General features: G+C 71.2%; 21 protein-coding genes and 1 pseudogene. 7 read left to right on the top strand and 15 right to left on the bottom strand.

The annotated features are described in order from the left end of the window. Nucleotides 1-162: 162 nt before the first annotated feature. The gene (locus HD597_RS18295) at nucleotides 163-714 is read left to right on the top strand and encodes a hypothetical protein (RefSeq protein ID WP_253743766.1); all 552 of its coding nucleotides are present in this window, start codon (nucleotides 163-165) and stop codon (nucleotides 712-714) included. Nucleotides 715-760: 46 nt separating this feature from the next. Here the strand turns inward: HD597_RS18295 and HD597_RS18290 are convergent, their stop codons facing one another. Continuing rightward, nucleotides 761-1,243 carry a DUF1579 family protein gene (locus tag HD597_RS18290; RefSeq protein WP_253743764.1) on the bottom strand — a complete coding sequence of 161 codons (483 nt, stop codon included), beginning with the start codon at nucleotides 1,241-1,243 and terminating at the stop codon, nucleotides 761-763. A gap of 87 nt (nucleotides 1,244-1,330) precedes the next feature. Between HD597_RS18290 and HD597_RS18285 the strand changes: the two genes are divergently transcribed. Continuing rightward, nucleotides 1,331-1,669 carry an ArsR/SmtB family transcription factor gene (locus HD597_RS18285; RefSeq protein ID WP_253743762.1) on the top strand — a complete coding sequence of 113 codons (339 nt, stop codon included), beginning with the start codon at nucleotides 1,331-1,333 and terminating at the stop codon, nucleotides 1,667-1,669. Next, nucleotides 1,666-2,091: an SRPBCC family protein gene (locus tag HD597_RS18280; RefSeq protein ID WP_253743760.1), complete on the top strand. Its 426-nt coding sequence runs from the start codon at nucleotides 1,666-1,668 to the stop codon at nucleotides 2,089-2,091. Before HD597_RS18285 ends, HD597_RS18280 begins: the two co-directional genes overlap by 4 nt. Nucleotides 2,092-2,253: 162 nt before the next feature. Here the strand turns inward: HD597_RS18280 and HD597_RS18275 are convergent, their stop codons facing one another. From HD597_RS18275 to HD597_RS66745, 4 genes and pseudogenes are all read right to left on the bottom strand, one after another. Next, the gene (locus HD597_RS18275) at nucleotides 2,254-4,095 is read right to left on the bottom strand and encodes an FtsX-like permease family protein (RefSeq protein ID WP_253743758.1); all 1,842 of its coding nucleotides are present in this window, start codon (nucleotides 4,093-4,095) and stop codon (nucleotides 2,254-2,256) included. A gap of 5 nt (nucleotides 4,096-4,100) precedes the next feature. After that, nucleotides 4,101-4,775, bottom strand: coding sequence for an ABC transporter ATP-binding protein (locus HD597_RS18270; protein WP_253759396.1), 675 nt, complete (start codon nucleotides 4,773-4,775; stop codon nucleotides 4,101-4,103). Nucleotides 4,776-4,954: 179 nt separating this feature from the next. Continuing rightward, nucleotides 4,955-5,449 (bottom strand): S41 family peptidase, encoded by a 495-nt coding sequence (locus HD597_RS18265; RefSeq protein ID WP_308210966.1) that lies wholly within the window; start codon nucleotides 5,447-5,449, stop codon nucleotides 4,955-4,957. A 92-nt stretch (nucleotides 5,450-5,541) separates the two neighbouring features. Further along, nucleotides 5,542-5,745 (bottom strand): annotated as a pseudogene (locus tag HD597_RS66745) (PDZ domain-containing protein); the annotation flags it as partial. Between the two features lie 73 nt (nucleotides 5,746-5,818). Here HD597_RS66745 and HD597_RS18255 point away from each other — a divergent pair. The 3 genes from HD597_RS18255 to HD597_RS64550 all read left to right on the top strand — a co-directional run bounded on the left by HD597_RS18255 (nucleotide 5,819) and on the right by HD597_RS64550 (nucleotide 7,841). Then, nucleotides 5,819-6,037: a hypothetical protein gene (locus HD597_RS18255; RefSeq protein WP_253743752.1), complete on the top strand. Its 219-nt coding sequence runs from the start codon at nucleotides 5,819-5,821 to the stop codon at nucleotides 6,035-6,037. 68 nt (nucleotides 6,038-6,105) lie between these two features. Then, nucleotides 6,106-6,759, top strand: coding sequence for a response regulator transcription factor (locus tag HD597_RS18250; protein ID WP_253743750.1), 654 nt, complete (start codon nucleotides 6,106-6,108; stop codon nucleotides 6,757-6,759). Next, nucleotides 6,756-7,841 carry a HAMP domain-containing sensor histidine kinase gene (locus HD597_RS64550; RefSeq protein WP_308210640.1) on the top strand — a complete coding sequence of 362 codons (1,086 nt, stop codon included), beginning with the start codon at nucleotides 6,756-6,758 and terminating at the stop codon, nucleotides 7,839-7,841. Before HD597_RS18250 ends, HD597_RS64550 begins: the two co-directional genes overlap by 4 nt. Before the next feature lie 156 nt (nucleotides 7,842-7,997). On the opposite strand, the gene HD597_RS18235 is transcribed toward HD597_RS64550, so the two are convergent. The 7 genes from HD597_RS18235 to HD597_RS18205 form a co-directional block, all read right to left on the bottom strand. Further along, complete coding sequence (locus tag HD597_RS18235) at nucleotides 7,998-9,524, bottom strand: glycosyl hydrolase 53 family protein (protein WP_253743748.1); 1,527 nt, start codon at nucleotides 9,522-9,524, stop codon at nucleotides 7,998-8,000. Nucleotides 9,525-9,633: 109 nt separating this feature from the next. After that, nucleotides 9,634-10,779: a galactonate dehydratase gene (gene dgoD / locus HD597_RS18230; RefSeq protein WP_253743746.1), complete on the bottom strand. Its 1,146-nt coding sequence runs from the start codon at nucleotides 10,777-10,779 to the stop codon at nucleotides 9,634-9,636. A gap of 11 nt (nucleotides 10,780-10,790) precedes the next feature. Further along, nucleotides 10,791-11,612 carry an SDR family NAD(P)-dependent oxidoreductase gene (locus HD597_RS18225; protein ID WP_253743744.1) on the bottom strand — a complete coding sequence of 274 codons (822 nt, stop codon included), beginning with the start codon at nucleotides 11,610-11,612 and terminating at the stop codon, nucleotides 10,791-10,793. Next, on the bottom strand, nucleotides 11,609-12,847 hold the full coding sequence (locus HD597_RS18220) for a cellulase-like family protein (RefSeq protein ID WP_253743742.1): 1,239 nt from the start codon (nucleotides 12,845-12,847) through the stop codon (nucleotides 11,609-11,611). The genes HD597_RS18225 and HD597_RS18220 overlap by 4 nt, the downstream gene beginning before the upstream one ends. A gap of 12 nt (nucleotides 12,848-12,859) precedes the next feature. Then, nucleotides 12,860-13,744: a carbohydrate ABC transporter permease gene (locus HD597_RS18215; protein WP_253743740.1), complete on the bottom strand. Its 885-nt coding sequence runs from the start codon at nucleotides 13,742-13,744 to the stop codon at nucleotides 12,860-12,862. Continuing rightward, entirely contained in the window at nucleotides 13,741-14,622 is an 882-nt protein-coding gene (locus HD597_RS18210) for a carbohydrate ABC transporter permease (RefSeq protein WP_253743738.1), read from the bottom strand. Before HD597_RS18210 ends, HD597_RS18215 begins: the two co-directional genes overlap by 4 nt. Before the next feature lies 1 nt (nucleotide 14,623). After that, nucleotides 14,624-15,958: an ABC transporter substrate-binding protein gene (locus HD597_RS18205; RefSeq protein ID WP_253743736.1), complete on the bottom strand. Its 1,335-nt coding sequence runs from the start codon at nucleotides 15,956-15,958 to the stop codon at nucleotides 14,624-14,626. Between the two features lie 181 nt (nucleotides 15,959-16,139). On the opposite strand from HD597_RS18205, the gene HD597_RS18200 reads away from it, so the two are divergent. Continuing rightward, nucleotides 16,140-16,859 carry a FadR/GntR family transcriptional regulator gene (locus HD597_RS18200; protein WP_253743734.1) on the top strand — a complete coding sequence of 240 codons (720 nt, stop codon included), beginning with the start codon at nucleotides 16,140-16,142 and terminating at the stop codon, nucleotides 16,857-16,859. Nucleotides 16,860-16,921: 62 nt separating this feature from the next. Here HD597_RS18200 and HD597_RS18195 read toward each other — a convergent pair whose 3' ends face one another. Genes HD597_RS18195 through HD597_RS18185 form a run of 3 tightly spaced genes read right to left on the bottom strand, consistent with a single transcriptional unit; the run spans nucleotide 16,922 to nucleotide 20,866 of the window. Beyond that, the gene (locus HD597_RS18195; protein WP_253743732.1) at nucleotides 16,922-17,881 is read right to left on the bottom strand and encodes a sugar kinase; all 960 of its coding nucleotides are present in this window, start codon (nucleotides 17,879-17,881) and stop codon (nucleotides 16,922-16,924) included. Beyond that, nucleotides 17,874-18,518 (bottom strand): bifunctional 4-hydroxy-2-oxoglutarate aldolase/2-dehydro-3-deoxy-phosphogluconate aldolase, encoded by a 645-nt coding sequence (locus tag HD597_RS18190; protein ID WP_253743730.1) that lies wholly within the window; start codon nucleotides 18,516-18,518, stop codon nucleotides 17,874-17,876. Before HD597_RS18190 ends, HD597_RS18195 begins: the two co-directional genes overlap by 8 nt. After that, the gene (locus HD597_RS18185) at nucleotides 18,515-20,866 is read right to left on the bottom strand and encodes a beta-galactosidase (protein ID WP_253743728.1); all 2,352 of its coding nucleotides are present in this window, start codon (nucleotides 20,864-20,866) and stop codon (nucleotides 18,515-18,517) included. The genes HD597_RS18190 and HD597_RS18185 overlap by 4 nt, the downstream gene beginning before the upstream one ends. Nucleotides 20,867-20,939: the final 73 nt, after the last annotated feature.

The following is a 20,939-nucleotide window of genomic DNA, read 5'->3' as shown; positions in this document are numbered from 1 at the left end:
TCCTCCGTCCGGCGCCTCCATGCCCCGAACCAGACAAGCAATCCCAGGACGTCCTAATCACGCTGTCCTTCAGCCCGGCGTAGCGGGGTCGGGGATTGTCGCGGCTTCGTTTTCGCTTCGTTTCCGATACGTCCCCCGGCGCTCTCCCGCACAATCGCTGGCATGCCGAGTCCCAAGGATGTCCAGCAGGCCCGTACCCGCCGTATCGAGGAGGCCGCGGCGGCCCAGGCGCGCAAGGCCGAGCGGCGCGCCGAGAACGAACGCAACCGCAAGGCCAAGGTCGACGCCCAGCGCCGGGCGGCGCTGCCGATCCACGAGCGCCTGGCCGAGACCGCCGAGAGGATCGACGCCAAGTGGGTGATACCCGCTGCCACGGTGTCGGCCGAACAGGTGCGAGCCGCCCAGCGGGCCGCGATCACCCGGGTGGAGGTCGTGGAGGTGATCCGGGAGATCACCGTGGAGGTGCCCGCCCCGCCGCTGCCGGCAGGAAGCTACACCGAGTGCGAGGTGTGCGTGGGCCGGGGGATGCGCGACCGCTACGGGCAGGTGCCGGCCGGCGCCGAGCAACTGCGCCTGGTCGACGGGGCCGGGCAGGAGGTGACCGTGATCGACGTGTGCCCGACGCACGTGCCCTACGTCCAGGCCACCGCCCGCCGGCGCGGATTCCGGGCACTCACCCCGACCGGCGACCAGGCACCGGCAGCGCCGTCATAGGGTGCCGGACGCCTGGGGATGGACGACGGCGGCATCCGCGAGGGGTTCAACGGCGCGGGATGGGGCTGGAGGCCCTCGTGAAGCTCATGTCCATCCAGTGCCGCCAGTTCGAGCCGTCGTCAGTGCGCTCCCATTCGGCCGTCATGGAGGCGCCGTCTTCGGCGATCACCAGCCTCGCCCGCTCCGTCTCACCGGCGAACGTCCAGACACCCTCGTCGTCGACGCTTGCCCGCATGGTGACGAAGTTGCCGTGATGGTCGAAGGAGCGCATGGGGTAGGTCCGGCTCGCTGGATCGTAGGGACCGATCATCTCGATGACCTCGACGTGCTCCTCGTTCATGCGCACGTCCACGCGGTGAATGAGGAAGTGCTCGCCCGCCAGCCACTCGTAGGTGTCAGACCCGGCGATGCGGATCGCCGGGTCGATCGCGGTGGCCGCTGTCCGCCCCTGCGAACGCCAATGGCCGACCAGCGCGTTCAGGCGCCGGTTCTCCGATCGCGGGGCACGGGTGTGGTCGTCTCCTGACATGGCGGATCCTCGTCCTCGATAGAGTGTAAGATGTTGCTTAAACACTTACATGCTGTCCCGGCAGTGCGCAAACGAAGGCGGTGGCCCATGGACGACGCGCTTCGCGCTGTGGCGGACCCGACCCGCCGCGCCATCCTCGTCCTGGTGCGGGATCGCGAGGTTTCGGCCGGCGAGATCGCCGAGCGCTTTCCCGAAATCAGCCGCCCCGCGGTGTCCCAGCACCTGCGAACGCTGACAGCGGCCCGCCTCCTCGACGTCCGCCGCGCGGGCAATCGCCGCTTCTACCGGCTCCGTCCGGAGGGCCTGGCCGAGGCGGTGACGTTCCTGGAGAGCATGTGGTCCGCCTCGCTCAGCCGCCTCCAGCACGAAGCCGAGCGAGAAGAACGCGCGCGCACTGGCGACCAGGACGTGAAGGGATCGTGGTGAGCAGGACGATTGAGCAGACGTTGCACATCCGTGCGCGTCCCGAGACGGTCTGGCGGTTCTTCACCGACCCGGCACGCCTGGCGCGATGGTGGGGGACGGCCGAGCTGGACGCCCGCCCCGGCGGCACCTTGCAGGTCGCGATGCACGAGGGCCCACGCCCGGTGATGCGCGGACGGTTCGTGGAGCTCGTGCCGTACGAACGTCTCGTCTTCACCTTCGGCTGGGAGGCCACACCAGGAGCGCCCGGCATGGCACCAGAGGCATCCCGAGTCGAAGTCACCCTGACCCCGCTCGGTGACGGCACCGAGCTCACGCTGCGCCACAGCGGTCTGCCGGCCGTGCTCGAAGAGGAGACCAGCGACGGCTGGGCGCACCTGCTCCATCGTCTGGGCGAAACGGCCGGACACCAGGAGCTCCGCTGAATCTGGTCGAACCTCCGCGTACGTCGCTCCCCTGCTGCCTGCTCGCGCAGGTCGCGGATCCCGTCCTCGCGTCCCCAACCTCCGCGGTGAGCGCGCGGAGGTTGGAACGGATCCATGCGGCATCGCCAGGCCTGCCGTGGTGGCCGGCTCAGAGAGTCGCGGTCACAGGACGGCGGCCACCAAGGCGAGCGGGAACGGAGGTGAGCGGGAACGGAGGTGAGCGGGAACGGAGGTGAGCGCCGCCACCACGAGCACGGTCGCCGGCACCAGGGCGATCAGCTGCCAGGGTGCGGGAAGCGTGGCCTTGTCGCTGTCACCGCCGGCGATCGTGTTGATGGCGGCGAACAGCAGGAAGCCTCCCGGGAAGACACCCATGACGGCGCCGAGGAGCGCGGGCAGCACCTGCGCGGCCGCCAGGGCGACGGTCACTTCTCGGGGGGTTGCGCCGAGGGCGCGTGCCAGCGCCGATGCATGCCGGTTGTCGAGCACCGTCGCCCAGGTGATGACGACGGCGTTGACCGCCGCCAGGGTGAGCAGGACGACCGTCCAGACCAGGAGCACGTGCCGCAGCACCGCCACCTGAGCTTCGGTGTAGGCGCCGGTGCCTGGCTGGCCGGAGAGGAAGGTGTCGAGCACCAGCAGGACGTGGATCCCGCTGACCGTGACCGCGATGCTGACCGCACCCAGCGCCACCCGTCGCGGCCGGCGGGCGGCGACCCGCAGGGCGAGCAGCAGCGGGACGGGCAGCCGCGCAGAGACAGTGATCAGCCAACCGGTGCGGCGAGGCGGGCGGGCCGCGTCGGCCAGCGCGCTGACGGTGCTGGTGCGGGCGCCGCGCACGGCCGGCACAGCGGTCGCCACCACCGCGACGCCGAGCGCCACGGCGGTCACCAGCCCGATCGTGGGCCAGGTCAGCGGCGCCGTCCCCGCGCTGCCGACGAGGCCGGCGCTGGACCCGGTGAGCAGCGGAGCGGTCAGCGCTCCGAGCGCCAGCCCGGCCGCGGCCGCGACGGCGGCCACGAGGAGGTACTCCGCGAGCAGCACGGCAGCGACCAGACCCGGGGTGCCGCCGACTGCCTTGAGGAGTCCGACGCGCCGGTGCTGGTCGGCCATCCGGCCGCCGACCAGCACCGAGAGGCTGGCCACGGCGAGCAGGCCGAGCAGCCAGGCGCCGATGAGCAGCAGGGTCTGGGAGTCCTTGGCCAGATCGGTGGCATCGGCGAGGATGCTCTGCCAGGTCTGCATCGGCATGGCGCCGCCGTGATCGCCGCCGGTCCGGTCGACGAGGGCCTGCGCCTGGTCCGGGTCGGCCAGCTTCAGGTTCATCACGTAGGACAGGGGGCTTCGGTCGGAGGCGAGGCTCCGCACGTCCGCCCGGGTGAGCCAGACGAGCCCGGGATTGTGCAGCAGCCCCGCCGGCAGGTCCCGGTCGTCGGGGACGGCGCCGTTGATGCAGCCGGCGGAGACGACGCAGGTCGCCCCGGGATAGGGCGGCATGGCGGCGGTGACCGCGACGCCGACGACCTCGAACGACCTGCCGCCCAGGGCGACCGAGTCGCCGACGCCCACATCGAGCGAGTCGGCGAAGGCGGCCTGGAGCACCACGCCGCCGTCGCTGACCCACTTGCCTCGCGTCACCTCGGGCTGATCGACCGCCGTGACAGTGGCGTCGCGCCCCACGGCCTGGACATCGGATGTCCGGCCGGATGCCTCAAGGCTGCCTGCGATGACGGGGTACGGTCCGCTGTGCTCGGTGACGCCGGAGGCGGTGGCCAGTTTCCCGAGCGCGGTGAGGCCGGCGAGGCCGGCGCTCGCGACCACGTCGGGTCCCTTGGTCGCCGCCCGGGTGCTCCGGTACGGGTCGCCGGCCGCGTCACGCAGGACGAGCCCGAGCGTCAGCGTCGTGGTGGCGGCCAGGATGGCGATCAGCAGAAGCGCGGCCTCGGTCCGGCGACGCCGGAGGTCTCGCAGGGCGAGACGGACCACGAGAAGGAGGAGGCCCATGCCGGTCAACCCTCCAGCCCGGCGAGCGCACCAGGCTGCCCGGTGGTGCCGCCGCTCAGCCGGTTATCGTCCGCCAACGCGCCGTCGCGCATCGAGAACGTCCGGTCCGCGGTGGCCGCGATCCGCGCGTCATGGGTGACGATGACCAGCGTCTGCCCGGACTCGTGCAGGTCCTTGAAGAGCTGGAGGACGTCCAAGGTGGCGGCGCTGTCCAGGTTCCCGGTCGGTTCGTCGGCGAGGACGACCAGCGGCTCGTTGCACAGCGCCCGGGCGACCGCGACCCGCTGCCGCTGGCCGCCCGACAGGGCGGAGGGCAGGAACCGCGCCCGGCCGGCGAGCCCGAGCTGATCCAGCAGCTCCTCCGCGCGCCGCCGTGCGACCCGCGGCGAGCGTCCGGCCAGCAGCGCCACCAGTTCGACGTTCTCGACGGCGGTGAGCTCCTCCATCAGGTGGAAGGACTGGAAGACGTAGCTGACCTCGGTCCGTCGCATCCGGGCCAGCGCCTTCTCGCCGAGGTCGTCGATGCGCCGGCCGTTCAGCGACACCTCGCCGGCCGAGGGCCGGTCCAGCCCGCCGAGCAGGTGCAGCAGCGTGGACTTGCCGCAGCCGCTGGGCCCCGTGATCGCCACCGTCTCTCCCGCGCTGACATCGAGATCGACGCCGTCGACGGCATGCACCATTCCTTCCCCTCTGCCATGCTCCTTCCGCAGCCCGCGGGCGCTCAGTACGGGCGTGCCGGCGGCATTGCTCACGATCCACTCCTTGCGATGGGTCCGGTTCTGCCTACGGGTCCTCAGCCGGCGCAGGTCCGCCTCAGGGGCGAGAGAGGCGGCCGGCCCAGCCGCTTGCGGCAGGCACGTCAGAGCAGCGCCAGCGCCTCGGCCACACCGGGGTCGCGCCCGGTGGCCAGGTCGAGGGCGGTCATGGGGGCGTAGTGGTCGACCGGCACGCCGATCGTGTCGATGGTTTCGCGGGCGGGCCCGAGGTGCCTGACCTTGGGCAGGAGCATGGCGCTGCCGTCGTCGAGGAGATATGCCTGGCTGGGGCCGGAGACCGCTCCGGCGGTGCGGGTTCCGACGAGGGTGCCCAGGCCGTTGTCCTTGACCGCCGCGCTGAAGTCCCCGCAGGCCGAGGCGCATCCGCGGTCGGTGAGCACGATCAGGCGCGCGCCGAGCAGCGGGACGCTGTCGTCGGTCCGGTTGGGCACGCACTCGCCCTTGAGCGGGCAGAAGTAGCTGGTGACCTTGCCGTGCGCGAACGCGCCGAGCAACCGTGTGACCTCGCGAGGTGACCCTCCGCCGTTGCCGCGCAGGTCGAGGACCACGAGCTTCGGCCGGTCCCGCAGCTTGGCGATGACCTGGTCGGCGGCGCCTTCGTGGAATCGTTCACGGTGTCGCCGATGAACGCCGGCACGCCGTTGGCCTTGACCACGATGTCCCCTGGCCGGATGCCGGCCCTGGCGGCGGGGCTGCCGGGCAGCACCCGGGTGATGAACAGCGGCGGCCGGGCCGCGGGATCGAGCCGCGGGCCGTACTCGGCCGACACGCCCGCGATGCCCGTGCCGGTCGGCTCGCCCTGCGACGGGTCGGTGTCGCGGTTCCCGCTCAGGGCGGGCAGCCGGAGGTGGCTCCGGTCTGCGCCTCGCCGCATCAGGTCCTGGGTGTAGGCGGCGAAGGCGCTCCGCAGCAGCGCCTTCGGATCCATGACCGGGCCGCTGTAGTAGTTGTCCAGCACGCAGAAGTACGCCTGCCGGAGCGTGTTCACCGAGGTCGGCGGTGCCGATCGCGGCGGTGGCGCCGTGCTGGTGGCGCAGCCTCCGCCTCGGGTGGCCGATGGGGACGCCGGCTGGGGCGTCGTGGCCGATGCGGATGCGGACATCGGGCAAGCCGCCACCAGGACGGCCGCGCAGAGGGCTCTGATCATGGCGGTCAGCGTGGCCTGAAGCGGGTTACCCGGTCGTGAACGGATCCGTTAACGCCGCTGCAACGCCGATTCGAGTATGAACGTCGGATGCGCATTCTGGTGGCCGAAGACGAGCGCGACCTGGCCGATCTCGTGGCGGTGGGATTACGCCGCCATGCCATGGCCGTCGACGTGGTGTACGACGGGGCCGCCGCCGTGGAACGGCTGGCAGTGCACGACTACGACGTTCTCGTGCTGGATCGGGACCTGCCCGAGATGCACGGCGACCTCGTGTGCCGTGAGCTGGTGGCGCGCGGGAGCCGTACGCGGATCTTGATGATGACGGCGGCGGCGTCGGTGCCGGAACGAGTGGCGGGTCTGGGGATGGGAGCCGACGACTACCTGCCCAAACCGTTCGACTACACCGAGCTGGTCGCGCGGGTGCGGGCACTGGGACGGCGTAGCCGGTCGGCGGTGCCACCGGTGCTGACACGGCACGGGATCGTGCTCGACCCCCACCGGCTGCAAGCCTCGCGGGACGGGCGGCATCTGCACCTGTCACTCAAGGAGTTCGCCGTCCTGGAAGTGCTGATGAGGGCGGACGGCGCCGTCGTGAGCTCCGAGCGGCTGCTCGAAGAGGCCTGGGACGAGAACGCCGATCCGTTCACCACGGTGGTGCGGGTCCTGATCAGCCGCCTGCGGGCCAAGCTGGGCGACCCGCCGTGCATCCAGACCGTTCCCGGCGCGGGATACCTGTTGTGACGACGATCCGGGTCCGGCTCACCCTGATCTACTCCGGGCTGTTCCTGCTGACCTCGGTCGTGTTGCTGGTCACGGTCAACCTCCTGCTGCGCCAGGCGCTGAAGACGCGGGTCGCCCGGCTACCCGGGCAAGTGGTGGCACCGGGTCCCCGGCCGCTGCGGCCGCGGCTACCCGAGCTGGTGAACGACGTGATCAGCTACCAGTGGGAGATGACCACCTTCACGGTGGGGATCTTGACGCTGGTCTCGCTGGCCGTCGGATGGCTGGTCGCCGGGCGGATCCTGCGGCCCGTCCATCGGATCACCGCCACCGCGCAGCGGCTGTCCCTGTCGACGCTGCACGAGCGGATCGCGCTCACCGGGCGGGAGGACGAGCTGAAGGAACTGGCCGACACCTTCGACGCGATGCTCGACCGGCTCGAACGCTCCGTCGAGGCGCAGCGGCGGTTCATCGCCAACGCCTCCCACGAGTTGCGGACCCCGCTGGCCGTCCAGCGGGCGGCGATCGAGATCGGGCTCCCCGAGGACGGCGGCGAGATCCGCAGCACGCTCCTGCGCCACAACCGCCGCGTGGAGAACCTCATCGACGCCCTGCTGGTCCTGGCCCAGGCGGAGAACGGCCTGGACAACCGGAGCCCGGTGGCCCTGGACCAGGCGGTACGGCTCGTCCTTGCGGAAACAGGTGCGGACGGCGTCACCGTGACGGCGCGGGCAGAGCCGTTCGTCGTCGATGGGGATCCTGTCCTGCTGAACCGGCTCGTCACCAACCTCCTCGACAACGCGGTCCGCTACAACCACCCCGGCGGAACCGTTGAGGTGACGCTCTCCCGTGGGGTGTTGACGGTCCGTAACACCGGCCCGCACGTGCCCCAGGAACGTCTCGGCGATCTCTTCGAGCCCTTCCGGCGGCTGCACACGACGCCTGGACAGGGCGCCGGGCTCGGATTGTCGATCGTCGCGGCGATCGCAAGGGCTCACGGGGCCGACGTGCGGGCGCACCCCAATCCGGGTGGCGGGCTGGAGCTCGTCGTGGTCTTCCCGGAATCCGGGGACGCGTCCGCCGCGGGAGGAACAGCGGAGTGATGCGTGTGACCCGGAATGCGCGTGTGCCCCTCGTGGCGTTCCCCGGCGAGCACCTCGCCGTGATCTGCGGGATCGGGCCTGGACCTGGCTCCCGCCCGGCTCGCCGGAGCGGCACTCGCCCGACGGGGAGGACGTGTCGGGCGAGTGCCGGTTCCGTCAGTTGTCGGCGTAGGCCTGGAGCCCGGGCAGCGCCCTGCCATCGAAGTCGAACAGGGTGGTGTTGCTGACCACGTTGTCGCCGCCGACCTGCCAGCCGACCCCGTCCGCCGGGATCATGACCGGGTCCCAGTAGAGGTCTCCGATCACTGCGCCGTCCCTGACGGACTTGAGCCCGGCGAAGAGCTCGTACAGGAAGTCGCGCTGGCCCTCGGGCGTCTCTCCGTAGGGCACGGGGCCGTTGTCCAGGAGTTGGCCCTTGATGCCGTCATGGGTGACCGGGTTCCAGTTGATGCCGCTCTCCATGACCATGATCTTCTTGCCGAACCGGTCGTACATCCGCTCGAAGAACCCGAGCACGGTGGGGATGTCCTTCTGGGTCCAGTACGGGTAGTACGACGAGCCGATCAGGTCGAAGGGCACGCCCTGCTTCTCCAGTTCGCCGAAGTACCACTCGTACTTGCCGTCGTCACCCGCGGCGTCGAGGTGGATGATCACCTGGGAGCGCGGTGAGACGTCCTTGATCGCCCGGTGGCCGGCCTTGTAGAACCGGGCCAGCTTGGCGAAGGCGTCCGGCTGCCCGTAGGACGCGCCGTAGGGGAAGAGCAGGCCCCCGGCGGTCTCGTTGCCCAAGGACACGAAGGCCGGGGTGGTGCCCTGGGCCTTCATCCTGAGCATGATGCGCTTGGTGTAGTCGTAGACGTACTTCTCCAGCTTGGCGATGGCTTCGGCTTCCGGCAGCGAGGTCACCTCGCGCCAGTCCTTCGGGATGTCCTGGATCGCGCCGTTGGACCAGTAGTCGCTGTAGTGGAAGGTGAGCTGGACGGCCATGCCGTGCTCGGCGGCGCGCCGGGCCAGGTCGAGCATGTCGTTCTCGTCCTGGTAGCCCTGCGGCAGGTGGTCGCCGGGGTGGCCGATGCGCGGATGGTCAGGGCCGGTGCCGTTGTAGAGGCGCAGGCGAACGATGTTGACGCCGTTGTCGCGCAGGATGTCCATCGGGTCGCGGCGGTGGCCGCCTGCGTCGTAGTAGCGCCCGCCGCTGTCCTCGACCCAGTTCAGCATGGTGATGTCACCTCCCTTGTAGAAGGTGTACGGCTCCGCGGCCGGCACGACCTCCACGTCGTCGAGCCGGACCGTGGTGGCCGCCCGGCTGTCGACCCGCAGGCCGAGCGTCAGCTTTCCGCGCGTGACGGTCAGCCCTCTGACCACGATCTGCTTCCAGTCGCCGGAGGCGGGAAGCGCGGTGCGGCCGTTCCCGGCGAACAGGTAGGCCGACTTCTGACCGCCGGAGCTCCGGGCCCAGGCCGAGACGGTGTAGATGCCGTCGGGCACCCTGACCGTCTGCTCCACGGTGCCGGTGCCGGTGAGGGTGAGGGCCTGGTTCCCGGTACGTCCGGGGGCGGCGACGCCGGCCGCGCGCCCGGTCACCTTCCACCCGTCGAGGCGGGGGTTCTCGAAGCCGGGATTGACCAGGTCGCGGGCCTGTCCAGGAGACGAGGTGGCCGCGGAGGCGGAGGGAGCCGTCATTGAGGTGAGGGGAAGCGCTGCCGTCACGAGAACGGCGAGCGCTCGGCGAGCGCGCATGGGACTCCTCGATGCATGGGGGGACGCGTGGGCTGGAAGGGGCTGGTGATCGTCACCACTCGGCGAACGAGCCGTCGGCGTGCCGCCACAGCGGGCTGCGCCAGCGGTGGCCCTGCCGCGCCATCCGCTCCACCTCGGCCTCGTCGATCTCGATGCCGAGCCCGGGGCGGGTGGTGCGGGTGGCGTACCCGCCGGGAAAGGTCAGCGGGGCGGGATCGACGAGATAGTCCAGGATGTCGTTGCCCTCGTTGTAGTGGATGCCGACGCTCTGCTCCTGGATGAGGAAGTTGGGGATGGCGAAGGCCAGTTGCAGGCTGGAGGCCAGTGAGACGGGGCCGAGCGGGCAGTGCGGGGCCATGGTCACGTCGTAGGTCTCGGCCATCGCGGCGATCCGGCGGACCTCCGAGATTCCGCCGGCATGGCTCACGTCGGGCTGGGCCACCGCGATGCCGTGCCCGATGACATCGCGAAAGTCCCACCGCGAGTACAGCCGTTCGCCGGTGGCGAGCGGGATCGAGGTGCTCGCGGCGAGCGCGGCCAGGTTGCGCGAGTGCTCGGGCAGCACCGCCTCCTCCACGAACAGCGGCAGGTACGGCTCCAGGAGCGGCAGCAGCCGCCGGGCCATGGCGGTGGAGGCCCGCCCGTGCAGGTCGACCACCAGGTCGTGGTGCTCGCCGATGGCCTCGCGTACGGCGGCGACGCGCTGGACGACCTCCATGGTGCGGGCCGGGGTGTCGATGGTGGTCAGCTCGGCGGAGCCGTTCATCTTGACGGCGGTGAACCCGGCCTCGATCTGTGTCGCGGCGAGCTCGGCCACCTCGGCGGGGCGGTCGCCGCCGATCCAGGCGTACATGCGGGCCTTCTCGCGCACCGGGCCGCCGAGCAGCTGGTGCACGGGCAGGCCGGCGGCTTTGCCGGCGATGTCCCACAGCGCCTGGTCGATGCCGGCGACCGCGCTCGACAGCACCGGGCCGCCCCGGTAGAAGCCGCCCTTGGTGAGGACCTGCCAGTGGTCCTCGATCCGGAGCGGGTCCTCGCCGATCAGGTAGTCGCTCAGCTCGGCGACGGCGGCGCGGACGGTCTCGGCCCGGCCTTCGACGACCGGCTCGCCCCAGCCGGTGATGCCCTCGTCGGTGCGGATGCGCAGGAACAGCCAGCGGGGAGGGACGAGGAAGGTGTCCATGGAGACGATCTTCATGAAGGTCCGTTCTAGGAGGAAGTGGTGGAGATGCTCCAGCCGCCGTCGACGTTGAGGCAGGCGCCGGTGATGAAGGAGGCCTCCGGCGCGGCGAGGAAGGCGACGGCCGCGGCCACCTCGTCGGGGGTGCCGAAGCGGCCTGCCGGGGTCTCGGCGATGGTGGCGGCCCGGCCCTGCTCGCCGATGCCGTCCCAGGCGGGGCTCATGATCGGGCCGGGGACGACGGCGTTGACGCGGACATGCGGGGCGTACTCGACGGCGAGCTGCCGGGTCAGGGACTGCAGGCCGCCCTTGGCGGCGGCGTACGGGGCGCAGCCGGGGATGCCGGTCCGGGCGTGCACCGAGGAGGTGATGACCAGCGCGCCGGAGGCCTCGGCCAGCAGCGGGCAGAAGGTGCGCGCCGCCAGGTAGGCGGCCTTGAGCGAGACGTCGATCTGCAGGTCCCAGTCCTCTTCCGGCATCTCGTGCGCGGGGCGGGCGGGCACGACCCGGCCGGGGCCGTTGGCGTGCAGCACGTCCAGGCGGCCGAACCGGGCACGTACCTCCTCCAGGGCGGCGGCCCAGTCGCGGGCGGAGGAGACGTCCAGGTGCACGAAGGCGGCCCGCTCGCCGATCGCGGCGGCCACGTCGCGGCCCCGCTCGTCGGCGACGTCGGCCAGCAGCACCCGCGCTCCCTCGGCGGCCAGGCGGCGGGCGGTGGCCGCGCCGATGCCCGAGGCGGCGCCGGTGACCAGGGCCGTCCTGCCCTCGAAGCGGCCGCCGTTCGCCGCTCCGTGAGCCTCGGAGTGGCCGCTGTTCGCCGCTGCTCCGCGAGCCTCGGAGCGGCCGCTCATCGCTGCTCCGTGAACAGCGCGTTGGCGGTGACCTGCAGGTCCACGTCGGCCCACATCGGGTGGTGGGGGGCCGCGTTCGAGCAGACCACGGTGCCCCACGCGCCGACGCGCCGGGCGTGCCGGACCGCGTCCAGGCAGATTCCGGCTCCTACGGGCCCTTCCTCGAAGGTGCCGCGCAGCGGGGTGTAGCCGACCCAGCCCTCGCCGAACACGAGAGGCAGGTCGCGGGCAGCGGCCCAGTCTGCGGCCACCTCGATCCAGATACGCAGCCTCTCGGCCATGCCGTAGTGGTACCCGGCGTACCGGTCGTACAGCCAGCGGTCGAACCGGGCCGGATCACACCAGTCGTGAAGGTACACCTCGCGGGCCGGCACCACCGTGGCCGCGCCGCGCCACTGCTGCTCCGGACGCCAGTCTCGCAGGTCGGGGGCGTCCGGTCGCAGCAGCTCCCGCCGGGCGCGCTCCTGCGGGAACGGCACGGTGGTGTCGCGCAAGGCGAAGGCGGCGATGAGCTCGTCCAGGACGCCGTAGACGTAGGGGTGGAAGACGGCGACGTCGATGTTGGCGGGGATGCCGCGCATCTCGGCGTGCGGCACCCGGGCGTAGTTCACCGTCATGGGGAGGTCCGGGTGCCGGGTCTTGAACGCGTCGACGGCCTTCTCCAGGTACGGTCGCAGGCCGAGCACCCGGGGCTCGCCGGGCGCGAGCGCTTCGGTGAGCCAGGTGGACTGGATCTCGTTGTGCAGCTCGACGAACGCGATCTGCTCGGCCAGGCCGTGCCCCGCCACGAAGTCCACCAGGTCGGCGAGGGCCTCGGCCAGCGCGTTCGCGCGCCGCTCGGCCGGTACGGCGCGCAACGCCTCATACCAGGCGCGGTCGGCCAGGAAGCTGGAGCTCTGCTGGTACTCCCAGGAGGAGACGATCACCTGGCAGCCGTGCCGCCGGGCGGCCTGGAACAGCGCCAGCAGGTGCGCCCGGCCGTCCAGTGTCGCGCTCTCGCGGACGTCGTACCAGCGGGTGCCGAGTCCGTAACCGCGGCCGAAGGGGGCGAAGGTCAGCGCGGAGGTGTCCAGCCCGGATCCGAACAGCAGGTACGGCATCGCACAGACGCGCACGGTGTCGTACCCGCGCGCCACCGCCTCGGTGAAGGCCCGGTCCAGGTCCTCGAACGGCTCTCCTGGGCCGGTCCTGGTGTACCAGGTGAAGTCCCAGAGCGTGATGGTCAGCGTGGACAAGAATCGGCTCCCTCAGGATTTGACGGCGCCCGCGGTCAGGCCGTCGAGCAGTTGCTTGCGCAGCAGGATGAACATGATCAGGCTGGGGATCGCGGCGAGCACGCTGCCGGCCAGCACCAGGTCGACCTGGCGGGCCTCGGCGGCGTACAGCGACTGGATGCCCAGCGGCAGCGTGTACTGGGCGGGGTCGGAGACCACGATGAGCGGCCAGAGGAAGCTGTTGTAGCTGTTGAGGAATCCCCACACGGCCAGCGCGCCCAGCGCGGGACGCAGCAGCGGCAGCACCACGCGGGTGAACAGCCCGAACTCCGAGGCGCCGTCGATGCGGGCCGCCTCCAGCACCGAGTCGGGCACGGCCTGCTCGGCGTACTGGCGCATCATGAAGATGCCGAACGCGGGGGCCACCCAGGGCACGATCAGGCTGAAGTAGACGTTGGTGACGCCGGCCTTGACGAGCATGACGAACAGCGGCACGACGATCACCGCGAACGGCACGGCCATGGAGCTGAACATCACGTCGAACAGCAGCCGCTTGCCGCGGAAGCGGTACTTGGCGAAGGCGAACCCGGCCAGCGCGCACACGAACACCGACACCGCGGTGGACACCACGGCCACGACGGTGCTGGTCGCGAACCAGCCCCAGAACGGCTGCGTCTCCAGCAGGCGGGTGTAGTTCTCCAGCGTGAACGGCGACGGCAACGGCTGCGGCGGGTAGGTGAAGATGTCGCCGCGATGCTTGAACGACGAGCTGAGCGCCCACAGCAGCGGCAGCACGAACATCACCACGAGGGCGATCAGCAGGACGTACACCAGCCGCGGTCTGCGGGCGGCCGGCCCTGCCGAGGCGCGCCGGGCGTGCGAGGGATGCGAGGCTCGGGAGGCTTGGGTGGTGATCACTTCTCTCTCCCCACCCCGAGCGCCGCGTTGGCGGTGCGCCCGATGAGGAAGACGATGACGAACATCACGACGCCGGCCGCGGCCGCGTAGCCGAGCTGCTGGCGGGTGAAGGCCTCGCGGTAGATGAACATCGCCACCGACAGCGTCGCCTCGCCCGGGCCGCCCTTGGTCAGCAGCATGGGCTCCTCCAGGATCTGCGCGGTGCCGACCATGACGGTGACGGCGACGAACGCGGTGACGGGATTGAGCATGGGCAAGGTGACGTGGAAGAAGCTGTGCGCCCGGCCGGCGCCGTCGATGCTGGCGGCCTCGTACAGCTCGCGCGGGATGTTCTTCAGCCCGGCCAGGAAGAAGATCGTCAGGTAGCCGGTCCAGCGCCACAGCACCAGCAGCATCACGCTGACCTTCGCCCAGGAGGGCTCACCCAGCCAGTCGATGCCGCCCCAGCCGAAGAAGCCCCGCAGCGCGGCGTTGAACAGGCCGTACTCGCGGTCGTAGAACAGCGTGAAGACCAGCGCGATGATGATCGGTGACAGCACGACGGGGATGAAGAACGTCAGCCGGAAGAAGTCACGGCCGCGCAGGCCGCGCGCGTTGAGCGCCTGGGCGATCAGCAGCGCGGCCGGCACCACGACGCACACCGAGAACAGCACGTACAGGACCGTGTTGAGGACCGCGGTCAGGAAGCTGGTGTCGCCGAACAGGCGGGTGTAGTTGTCCAGCCCGACCCACAGCGGCGTGCCGAGCCCGGCCCACTCGGTCAGGCTCAGGTAGCCGCCGATGCCGATCGGGACGATCAGGAACAGCGCGTACAGCAGGTAGAACGGGGAGATGAAGACGTAAGGCGCCAGCGCCCTGCGTCCTGCGGCGGACAGCACCTCAGTTCCCCTTCTTGCTGGTGTAGGCGGCCACCGCCTCCTTGATCGCCTCGGCGGGCTTCTTCTTGCCCTGCAGCGTCTCCAGCATGGGGCCGCCCAGCGCCTCGGTGAGCACGTTCAGCGTGGCGTGCTGGTAGAAGGTCGGGCTGTCCTGCGAGGCGGGGGTGTAGACGTCGAACAGGCGCTGCCCGCCCAGGTACTCGTCCTCGAAGCCGAGGAAGTCCTGGTCCTGGTACAGCGACTTGAGGGTGGGCAGGAAGCCGCCCTGCTGGAAGCGCAGCAGCTGCCCGTCCCTGGTCAGGTAGGTCTGCTTGAGCAGCTCGGTGGCGGCCGCGGTGTTCGGCTTGTCCTTCAGGACGGCGAAGCCGGTGCCGCCGAGCGCGGAGGCGATGTGGCCGCCTCCGGCGAACTTGGGCAGGTTGCGGATGCGCCACTTGCCCTTCTGCTCGGGCACGTTGGTCTGCAGGCCGTAGACGTTGTACCAGTTCGGCATCACGGTGGCGATGAGCTTGCCGTTCTTCAGCGCGGCGGTGTTCGGCGCGCCGTACGGGTCGGGCAGGGCCAGCAGGAAGCCGCTGGCCACGCCCTTGGCCATGAAGTCGAGCACCTCGACGGCCTCGGGGGAGTCCAGGGTGAGGTTGCCGCTCTGGTCGAAGTAGCCGCCGCCACGCTGCAGCAGCAACTGCAGGAACACGTTCGTGATGGAGGTGTTGTCGCCGGTGGCGACGGTGCCGAGCGACTGCCCCGTCTTCTTGTGCAGCCGGGCGCCGATCTCCGCCAGCTCCTCCCAGGTGCCGACGTCCTCCGGGATGTCGTTCTTCTTGAACTCGTCCTCCCGGTAGTACAGGACACTGAGGCAGGTGTCGGACTCCAGCGCGTACAGCTTGCCGTCGATGCTGTACGGGGCGGTGCGCAGCAGATCGTCCTTCATCGGGGCGACGACGCCGTCCAGGTCGAGCAGGAGCTGCTTGCCGATGCCGCCGGTCATGACCCGCGGAAAGACACTGATCACGATCCCGATCATGTCGGGCGTCCCGGTACCGGCCGCACCCTGCGAGACCATCTTGGTGACCAGGGCCTCGCTGTCGGCCTGGGTGGTCTTCACGGTGTAGTCGAAGGCGCCGCCCGGCGCGGCGCTGAGCCGCTTGGCCGACTCGGTGAACGTCTTCACGTAGCCCGGGTCGTGCGTCCAGAAGTTGATCGTCACGGCCCCCGACTTGACCGCCTGGCCACCGCCGGTCCCGCCGCCGCAGGCGCCGAGCACCGGCGCGGCGAGCAGACCACCGCCGATCAGGCCGGTCCGACGCAGGAAGGCGCGCCGCGTCACGTCGCTCATCGTCGACTCCTTGGTTGGGGGTTTGATGTGCCCGGATACGGGACTTGACGAGCAGGATGCCGCCCCACCTCGCCGGAAGTCAACAATTAGTACGATTATTTTTTGCACTAGTATGTTTTGGAGGTGATGTAGGCGATCCATGGGGGCGGTGGCCGGGGTGCGGGCGTGGCATGATTCCGCCATGACGGAGATCGGGAGAGCCGGTGCGCACGACCGGGTGGTCAGCAGTCTGGGCACGGCCATCGTCAACGGCGACCTCTCACCTGACGACGACCTCGACGTGCCGGCTCTGCAGGAGCGTTTCTCGGTCAGCAGGACCGCCGTGCGCGAGGCGCTGCGGGTGCTGGCCGCCAAGGGCCTGGTGGGAGCCCGGCCCAGGCGAGGCACCTTCGTGGCGCCGCGTGAGCACTGGGCGCTCCTCGACGCCGACGTGCTGCGCTGGCGCTTCGCCGACCGGGTGGACGAGACGTTCCTGGACGAGCTGGGCGAGGTACGGCTGACCGTCGAGCCGGCCGTGGCGCGCATGGCGGCGCTGCGCCGCACCGATCGCGACCTGGCCGATCTGGAAGACGCCCTGGCCGCCATGCGGACGGCGGTGGGGCGGCCGGCCGTCGATCACGTGGAGGCCGATCTGGCCTTCCACCACGCCCTGCTGCGTGCCGCGCACAATGAGCTGATGGCGCAGATGGCCACCACGATCGAGGCGGGGCTGCGGTTGCGTGACCAGTTCGTGCACGCCACGCTCACCAGCGAATCCACCGACAAGCACGCCGAGGTGCTGCTCTCCGTGCGCAAGCAGCGGCCGAAGGCGGCCGAGACCGCGATGCGAGCGCTCATCGAGCGCTCCATCGCGGACGTCGACCTGGCCAAGAAGGTGCACGGAGAGCAGGCCGGACACTGACCGGTGGCAAGGCCGGACACTGACCGGTGGCAAGGCCGGACGATCAGGGCCCGTGCCCGCCGTCAGCGCGCCACACCGTCACCCGCCGCCAGCAGGTCCAGCTCGCGTAGCCGCGGCAGCCCCTCCCAGTCGCCCCACGTCGCCACGGCGAACGCGCCGCACGTCACGGCGCGCTCCGCGCGGCCGGCCAGGTCGAGCCCGTCCAGCCGCCCTGACAGGTAGCCCGCGACGAAGGCGTCGCCCGCCCCGACGGGGTCCACCTCGCTGACCTCGCGGGCGGGCACCCGCAGCGCCGTGTTCCCGTCGGTGACGTAGGCGCCCTCGCGCCCCAGCTTGACGACGACCTCGCGCGGCCCCAGGTCCAGCAGCCGCCGGGCCAGCATGCCGGGGTCGTCCCTGTCTTCCGGCGCCTCGTTCGCGACGAGCCGCGCTTCTTCCACGCCGGCGAAGAGCACCTCCGCCCGGCCGGCGAGCCGCCGCAGCACCTCACCGGCCTGTTCGGGCGGCCACAGCAGGGCGCGGTAGTTGACGTCGAAGCTGACCGGCACACCCGCTTGCTCCGCAACCAGCAACGCCCGCTCCACCGCGGCCGCGGGCCCGGGGCCGAGCGCCGGCGTGATCCCCGTCAGATGCAGAAGGTCCGCCGAACCGATCGCCTCGGCGGCGACATCGCCGGGCGAGAGCCGTACCCCCGCCCCGTCCCTGCGGTGGTAGGCGACCACCACCCGATCGGCGGTCCGCCGGTGACGCGTCATCTGCCCGGTGGGCCGGTCACCGTCGCGCACCGTACGGGAGACGTCGACGCCCTCACCCCGCATCGAGGTCAGGATCATGTCCGCCGCCGCGTCCTGACCGAGCCGCCCCAGCCACGTGGCGCGGTGTCCCAGCCTGGCCACCCCGATCGCGACGGTCGCCTCCGCGCCCGCGTACGACAGCGTGGCCGCGGCACCGGGTGACGGCGTGCCGATGCCGGACACCCGCGTCACCGCCATCACCTCGCCCAAGGTGACCAGCTCACCCATCCGGGCCTCTTCTCCCGGCGATCTCGACCAGCCGCTCGGCGCGGGCGGCCAGCGCTGCCGTGTCACCGTCCGCGCACGCCTCGCCCAGCAGCGGCGAGCCCATGCCCACGGCCCGCGCCCCGACCTGCAGGTAGCCGGGTACGTCCTCGATGCGGATGCCTCCGGTCGGCACCAGCGGGATCTGGGGCAGCGGGGCCCGTACGTCCCTGACGTAGCCGGGGCCGCCCGCCGCGCCCGCGGGAAAGACCTTGACCATGGCGGCCCCCTGCGACCACGCTTGGACGATCTCCGTCGGCGTGAACGCCCCCGGCAGGACGGGGACACCGAGCCGCCGCCCCTCCGCGATCACCTCGGGCAGCACAGCCGGTGTGATCAGGTAACCCGCGCCGGCGGCCACGGCCCGGCGGGCCGTGGCCGCGTCGAGCACCGTGCCCGCCCCGACCGCCACGCCCCGCAGCCCGCCCCCGGCCGCCCACCGGATGGCCTCGGCCGCGCCGGGAGTCGTCATGGTGACCTCCATCGCGCGGACGCCCGCGCCGGCGAGGGTCTCCAGCACGGCGTTGAGGTGGCGGGAGCCGGCGGCTCTGATGACGGCGATGACGGGCAGAGCGGCCAGCGCCTCGTCCAGGGTCGTCATCGCTCGTGCTCGACGACCACGGTGCGGGGCACCGGGACGAGGGTGACCGAGCGCAGTTCCAGGACGGCACCTCCCGGATAGGCGGTGGGCCGCACCTGGGGCGAGACGAACACGGGGGCGTCCTGGCTCAGCGGCAGCAGCCGCACCTCGATCCCGTGCTCCAGGACCTCCTCGCGGAAGCGGCGCAGCCCGATCTCCCACGCCGGGCCGTACCAGAACTGGTCGGCCACCAGCCGGCCGCCGATGTAGGCGCGGCCCACGTCGCCGATCCAGTCCAGCCGCAGCAGCACCTCCTCCTCGCCCGTGAAGGCCTCCTGGGGGACGGTGACGCGGTACACGGCCGCGTGATCGAAGTCCGCGTCGGTGGGCGCGGAGGCCCGTCCTGACACCGCGTCGATCACCGGCTGTCTGACCGGGCCCGCCTGCTCGACCTGCTCCACCTTCGCCTCGGGCACCTGACCGGCAGAGGCAGGCGCCGGCAGCAGGCCGAACACGCCGTCGGCCCGCGTCGCGGAGGCCGGGGCGGGGAAGATCCGCACGTCGGAGGAGCCCTGGCCGTGGACCACCAGGCGGCCCTCCTCGATCACCACGGGCCGCTCGCTCAGCACCAGCCGGTCAGCCCCCCAGAGCTGCCCCTGGGCGGCGGTCAGGGCGCGGGCCGCGTCCAGCACCAGGACAGCCGCGCCCGCACCGGACGCGTCGCGCACCCGTACCAGGCACCCGGCGCCCGGTACGAGATCAGTGATCACCAGGCGGTCGCCCTCGCGCTCCGCCGTCGCGGGACCCTCGACCCCGGTGACGGTGGCGGCGTCGAAGACGAGCTCCACCGGGATGCCGGCGGTCTGGCAGAAGACGTGCACCGGCTCGTCGGCGTCCAGCACCCCCATGGGCTGCGCGGTGGCGCTCAGCAACATGCTGCCGCCGACCGGGCGAGCGAGCGGCCAGACGAAGTACGCCCCGGACGGCACCGTCACCGGCTCACGCGGCACGACGAGCTCGCGACCGTCCAGCTCGACCGCGAACCGCACGTCCTCGTGGGCGGGCAGGGTCTCGACCGGCTGGTGATTGTTGACGAACAGGAACCCCGAGCGACCGTCGGAGCGTACACACCAGCGCAGCGTCTCCCGGTCGGCCGTGTCGTCGGGGGCGTCCTGTGGCATCGTCAGCGTCATGGTCGCCAGGTCCGGCCCGTCGGCCGCCAGCCACAGATGCTGCAGCCGCAGATGGTGGAAGGAGTCGCGGAACTGGCCGTACTCGCCGAGTGGAGCCTGGAAGTCGTAGTTGATCACCGGGCAGTCGTTGGGGTAGCCGGTGGCGTGCGACTCCTGCAGCGTGGACAGCTCGCCGATCTTCTGGGACGCCCCGTGGTACATGTAGTAGCCCTGCCACACCGACCCGCTGCCCAGCTTCACCAGCCCCAGCGCGGCCACGTCAGGGGCCTCGATCACCGGCCGGCGGTGGTAGGAGGTGTACATCCCGCCGCCCAGCTCACAGGTGGCGAACGGGTAGCGCGCCAGGTGGCTCTCGTCCGAGCCGGTCACCTCCGTGGTGCGCAGGTCCGCGCCGATGGAGTCGTCGTCCCGGCCGGGGCCGAAGAAGTAGTGGGCCCGGCTCTGCTGCGGCCAGCCGTCATGGGCGGTGTCCCACGCGGCCTCCGCGTACCCGCCGAACAGGGGAATCACCTCGTCCGGCGGCAACTGCGCGTGCCCCCAGCCGGTCGCCGTCCACAGCGGCGCGTCGATGCCCGCCGCCTGGGCGATGCGCTTCAGCGTGGCGAGGTGGCCGGGCTGGTCGTACAGCTCGTTCTCCACCTGCACCGCCACCACCGGGCCGCCCTGCTTGCGGGTCAGGCCGGCAAGCTGGGCGCCGATCTGCTCGTACAGCGGCCAGACCAGCTCGATGTAGCGGGGGTCGTCGGTTCGTGGCACGCAGTCGGCCCCCAGCACCCAGTCGGGGAAGCCGCCGTTGCGCGACTCCCCGTGCCCCCACGGCCCGATCCGCACCACCACGTCCAGCCCCAGCTCGGCACAGGTCGTCACGAAGCGGCGCAGGTCGCGGTCGCCGCTCCAGTCGAAGACGCCGCGCCGCTCCTCGTGCAGGTTCCAGAAGACGTACGCGGCGACGACCGTCACCCCGCCCGCTCGCACCTTCAGCAGCTCTTCCCGCCACTCGGCCGCCGGGTAGCGGCCGTAGTGGAACTCTCCCATGATCGGGAACCACGGTTCACCGCCCCGGCTCAGGTACCGGGAGTTCACGGTGATCGCGTCGGGCTGCTGGGGAAGGTCGCCCAGCCGCAGGTGGTCTTCCATGGGCGGGGGGATCTGGCTCGGGATGTCGAGTCGTCGCACTGCTGCACCTTTCCTTCAGGCCACACAACGGGTGCACAGTACTATAACTATGAGAAAAAATACTACTAGTCGA

The organism is Nonomuraea thailandensis (assembly GCF_024172165.1).
GTDB lineage: Bacteria > Actinomycetota > Actinomycetes > Streptosporangiales > Streptosporangiaceae > Nonomuraea > Nonomuraea thailandensis.
The sequence above is the reverse complement of the archived record's forward strand: the minus strand, read 5'-3'. Positions and strand labels throughout refer to the sequence as shown.

What these genes read in the sequence shown, in the direction of transcription:
- HD597_RS18295 (WP_253743766.1), top strand. Translation starts at nt 163, where the DNA reads ATGCCGAGTCCCAAGGATGTCCAGCAGGCCCGTACCCGCCGTATCGAG.
- HD597_RS18290 (WP_253743764.1), bottom strand. Translation starts at nt 1,243, where the DNA reads ATGTCAGGAGACGACCACACCCGTGCCCCGCGATCGGAGAACCGGCGC.
- HD597_RS18285 (WP_253743762.1), top strand. Translation starts at nt 1,331, where the DNA reads ATGGACGACGCGCTTCGCGCTGTGGCGGACCCGACCCGCCGCGCCATC.
- HD597_RS18275 (WP_253743758.1), bottom strand. Translation starts at nt 4,095, where the DNA reads ATGGGCCTCCTCCTTCTCGTGGTCCGTCTCGCCCTGCGAGACCTCCGG.
- HD597_RS18270 (WP_253759396.1), bottom strand. Translation starts at nt 4,775, where the DNA reads ATGGTGCATGCCGTCGACGGCGTCGATCTCGATGTCAGCGCGGGAGAG.
- HD597_RS18250 (WP_253743750.1), top strand. Translation starts at nt 6,106, where the DNA reads ATGCGCATTCTGGTGGCCGAAGACGAGCGCGACCTGGCCGATCTCGTG.
- HD597_RS18235 (WP_253743748.1), bottom strand. Translation starts at nt 9,524, where the DNA reads ATGACGGCTCCCTCCGCCTCCGCGGCCACCTCGTCTCCTGGACAGGCC.
- dgoD (WP_253743746.1), bottom strand. Translation starts at nt 10,779, where the DNA reads ATGAAGATCGTCTCCATGGACACCTTCCTCGTCCCTCCCCGCTGGCTG.
- HD597_RS18225 (WP_253743744.1), bottom strand. Translation starts at nt 11,612, where the DNA reads ATGAGCGGCCGCTCCGAGGCTCGCGGAGCAGCGGCGAACAGCGGCCAC.
- HD597_RS18205 (WP_253743736.1), bottom strand. Translation starts at nt 15,958, where the DNA reads ATGAGCGACGTGACGCGGCGCGCCTTCCTGCGTCGGACCGGCCTGATC.
- HD597_RS18200 (WP_253743734.1), top strand. Translation starts at nt 16,140, where the DNA reads ATGACGGAGATCGGGAGAGCCGGTGCGCACGACCGGGTGGTCAGCAGT.
- HD597_RS18195 (WP_253743732.1), bottom strand. Translation starts at nt 17,881, where the DNA reads ATGGGTGAGCTGGTCACCTTGGGCGAGGTGATGGCGGTGACGCGGGTG.
- HD597_RS18190 (WP_253743730.1), bottom strand. Translation starts at nt 18,518, where the DNA reads ATGACGACCCTGGACGAGGCGCTGGCCGCTCTGCCCGTCATCGCCGTC.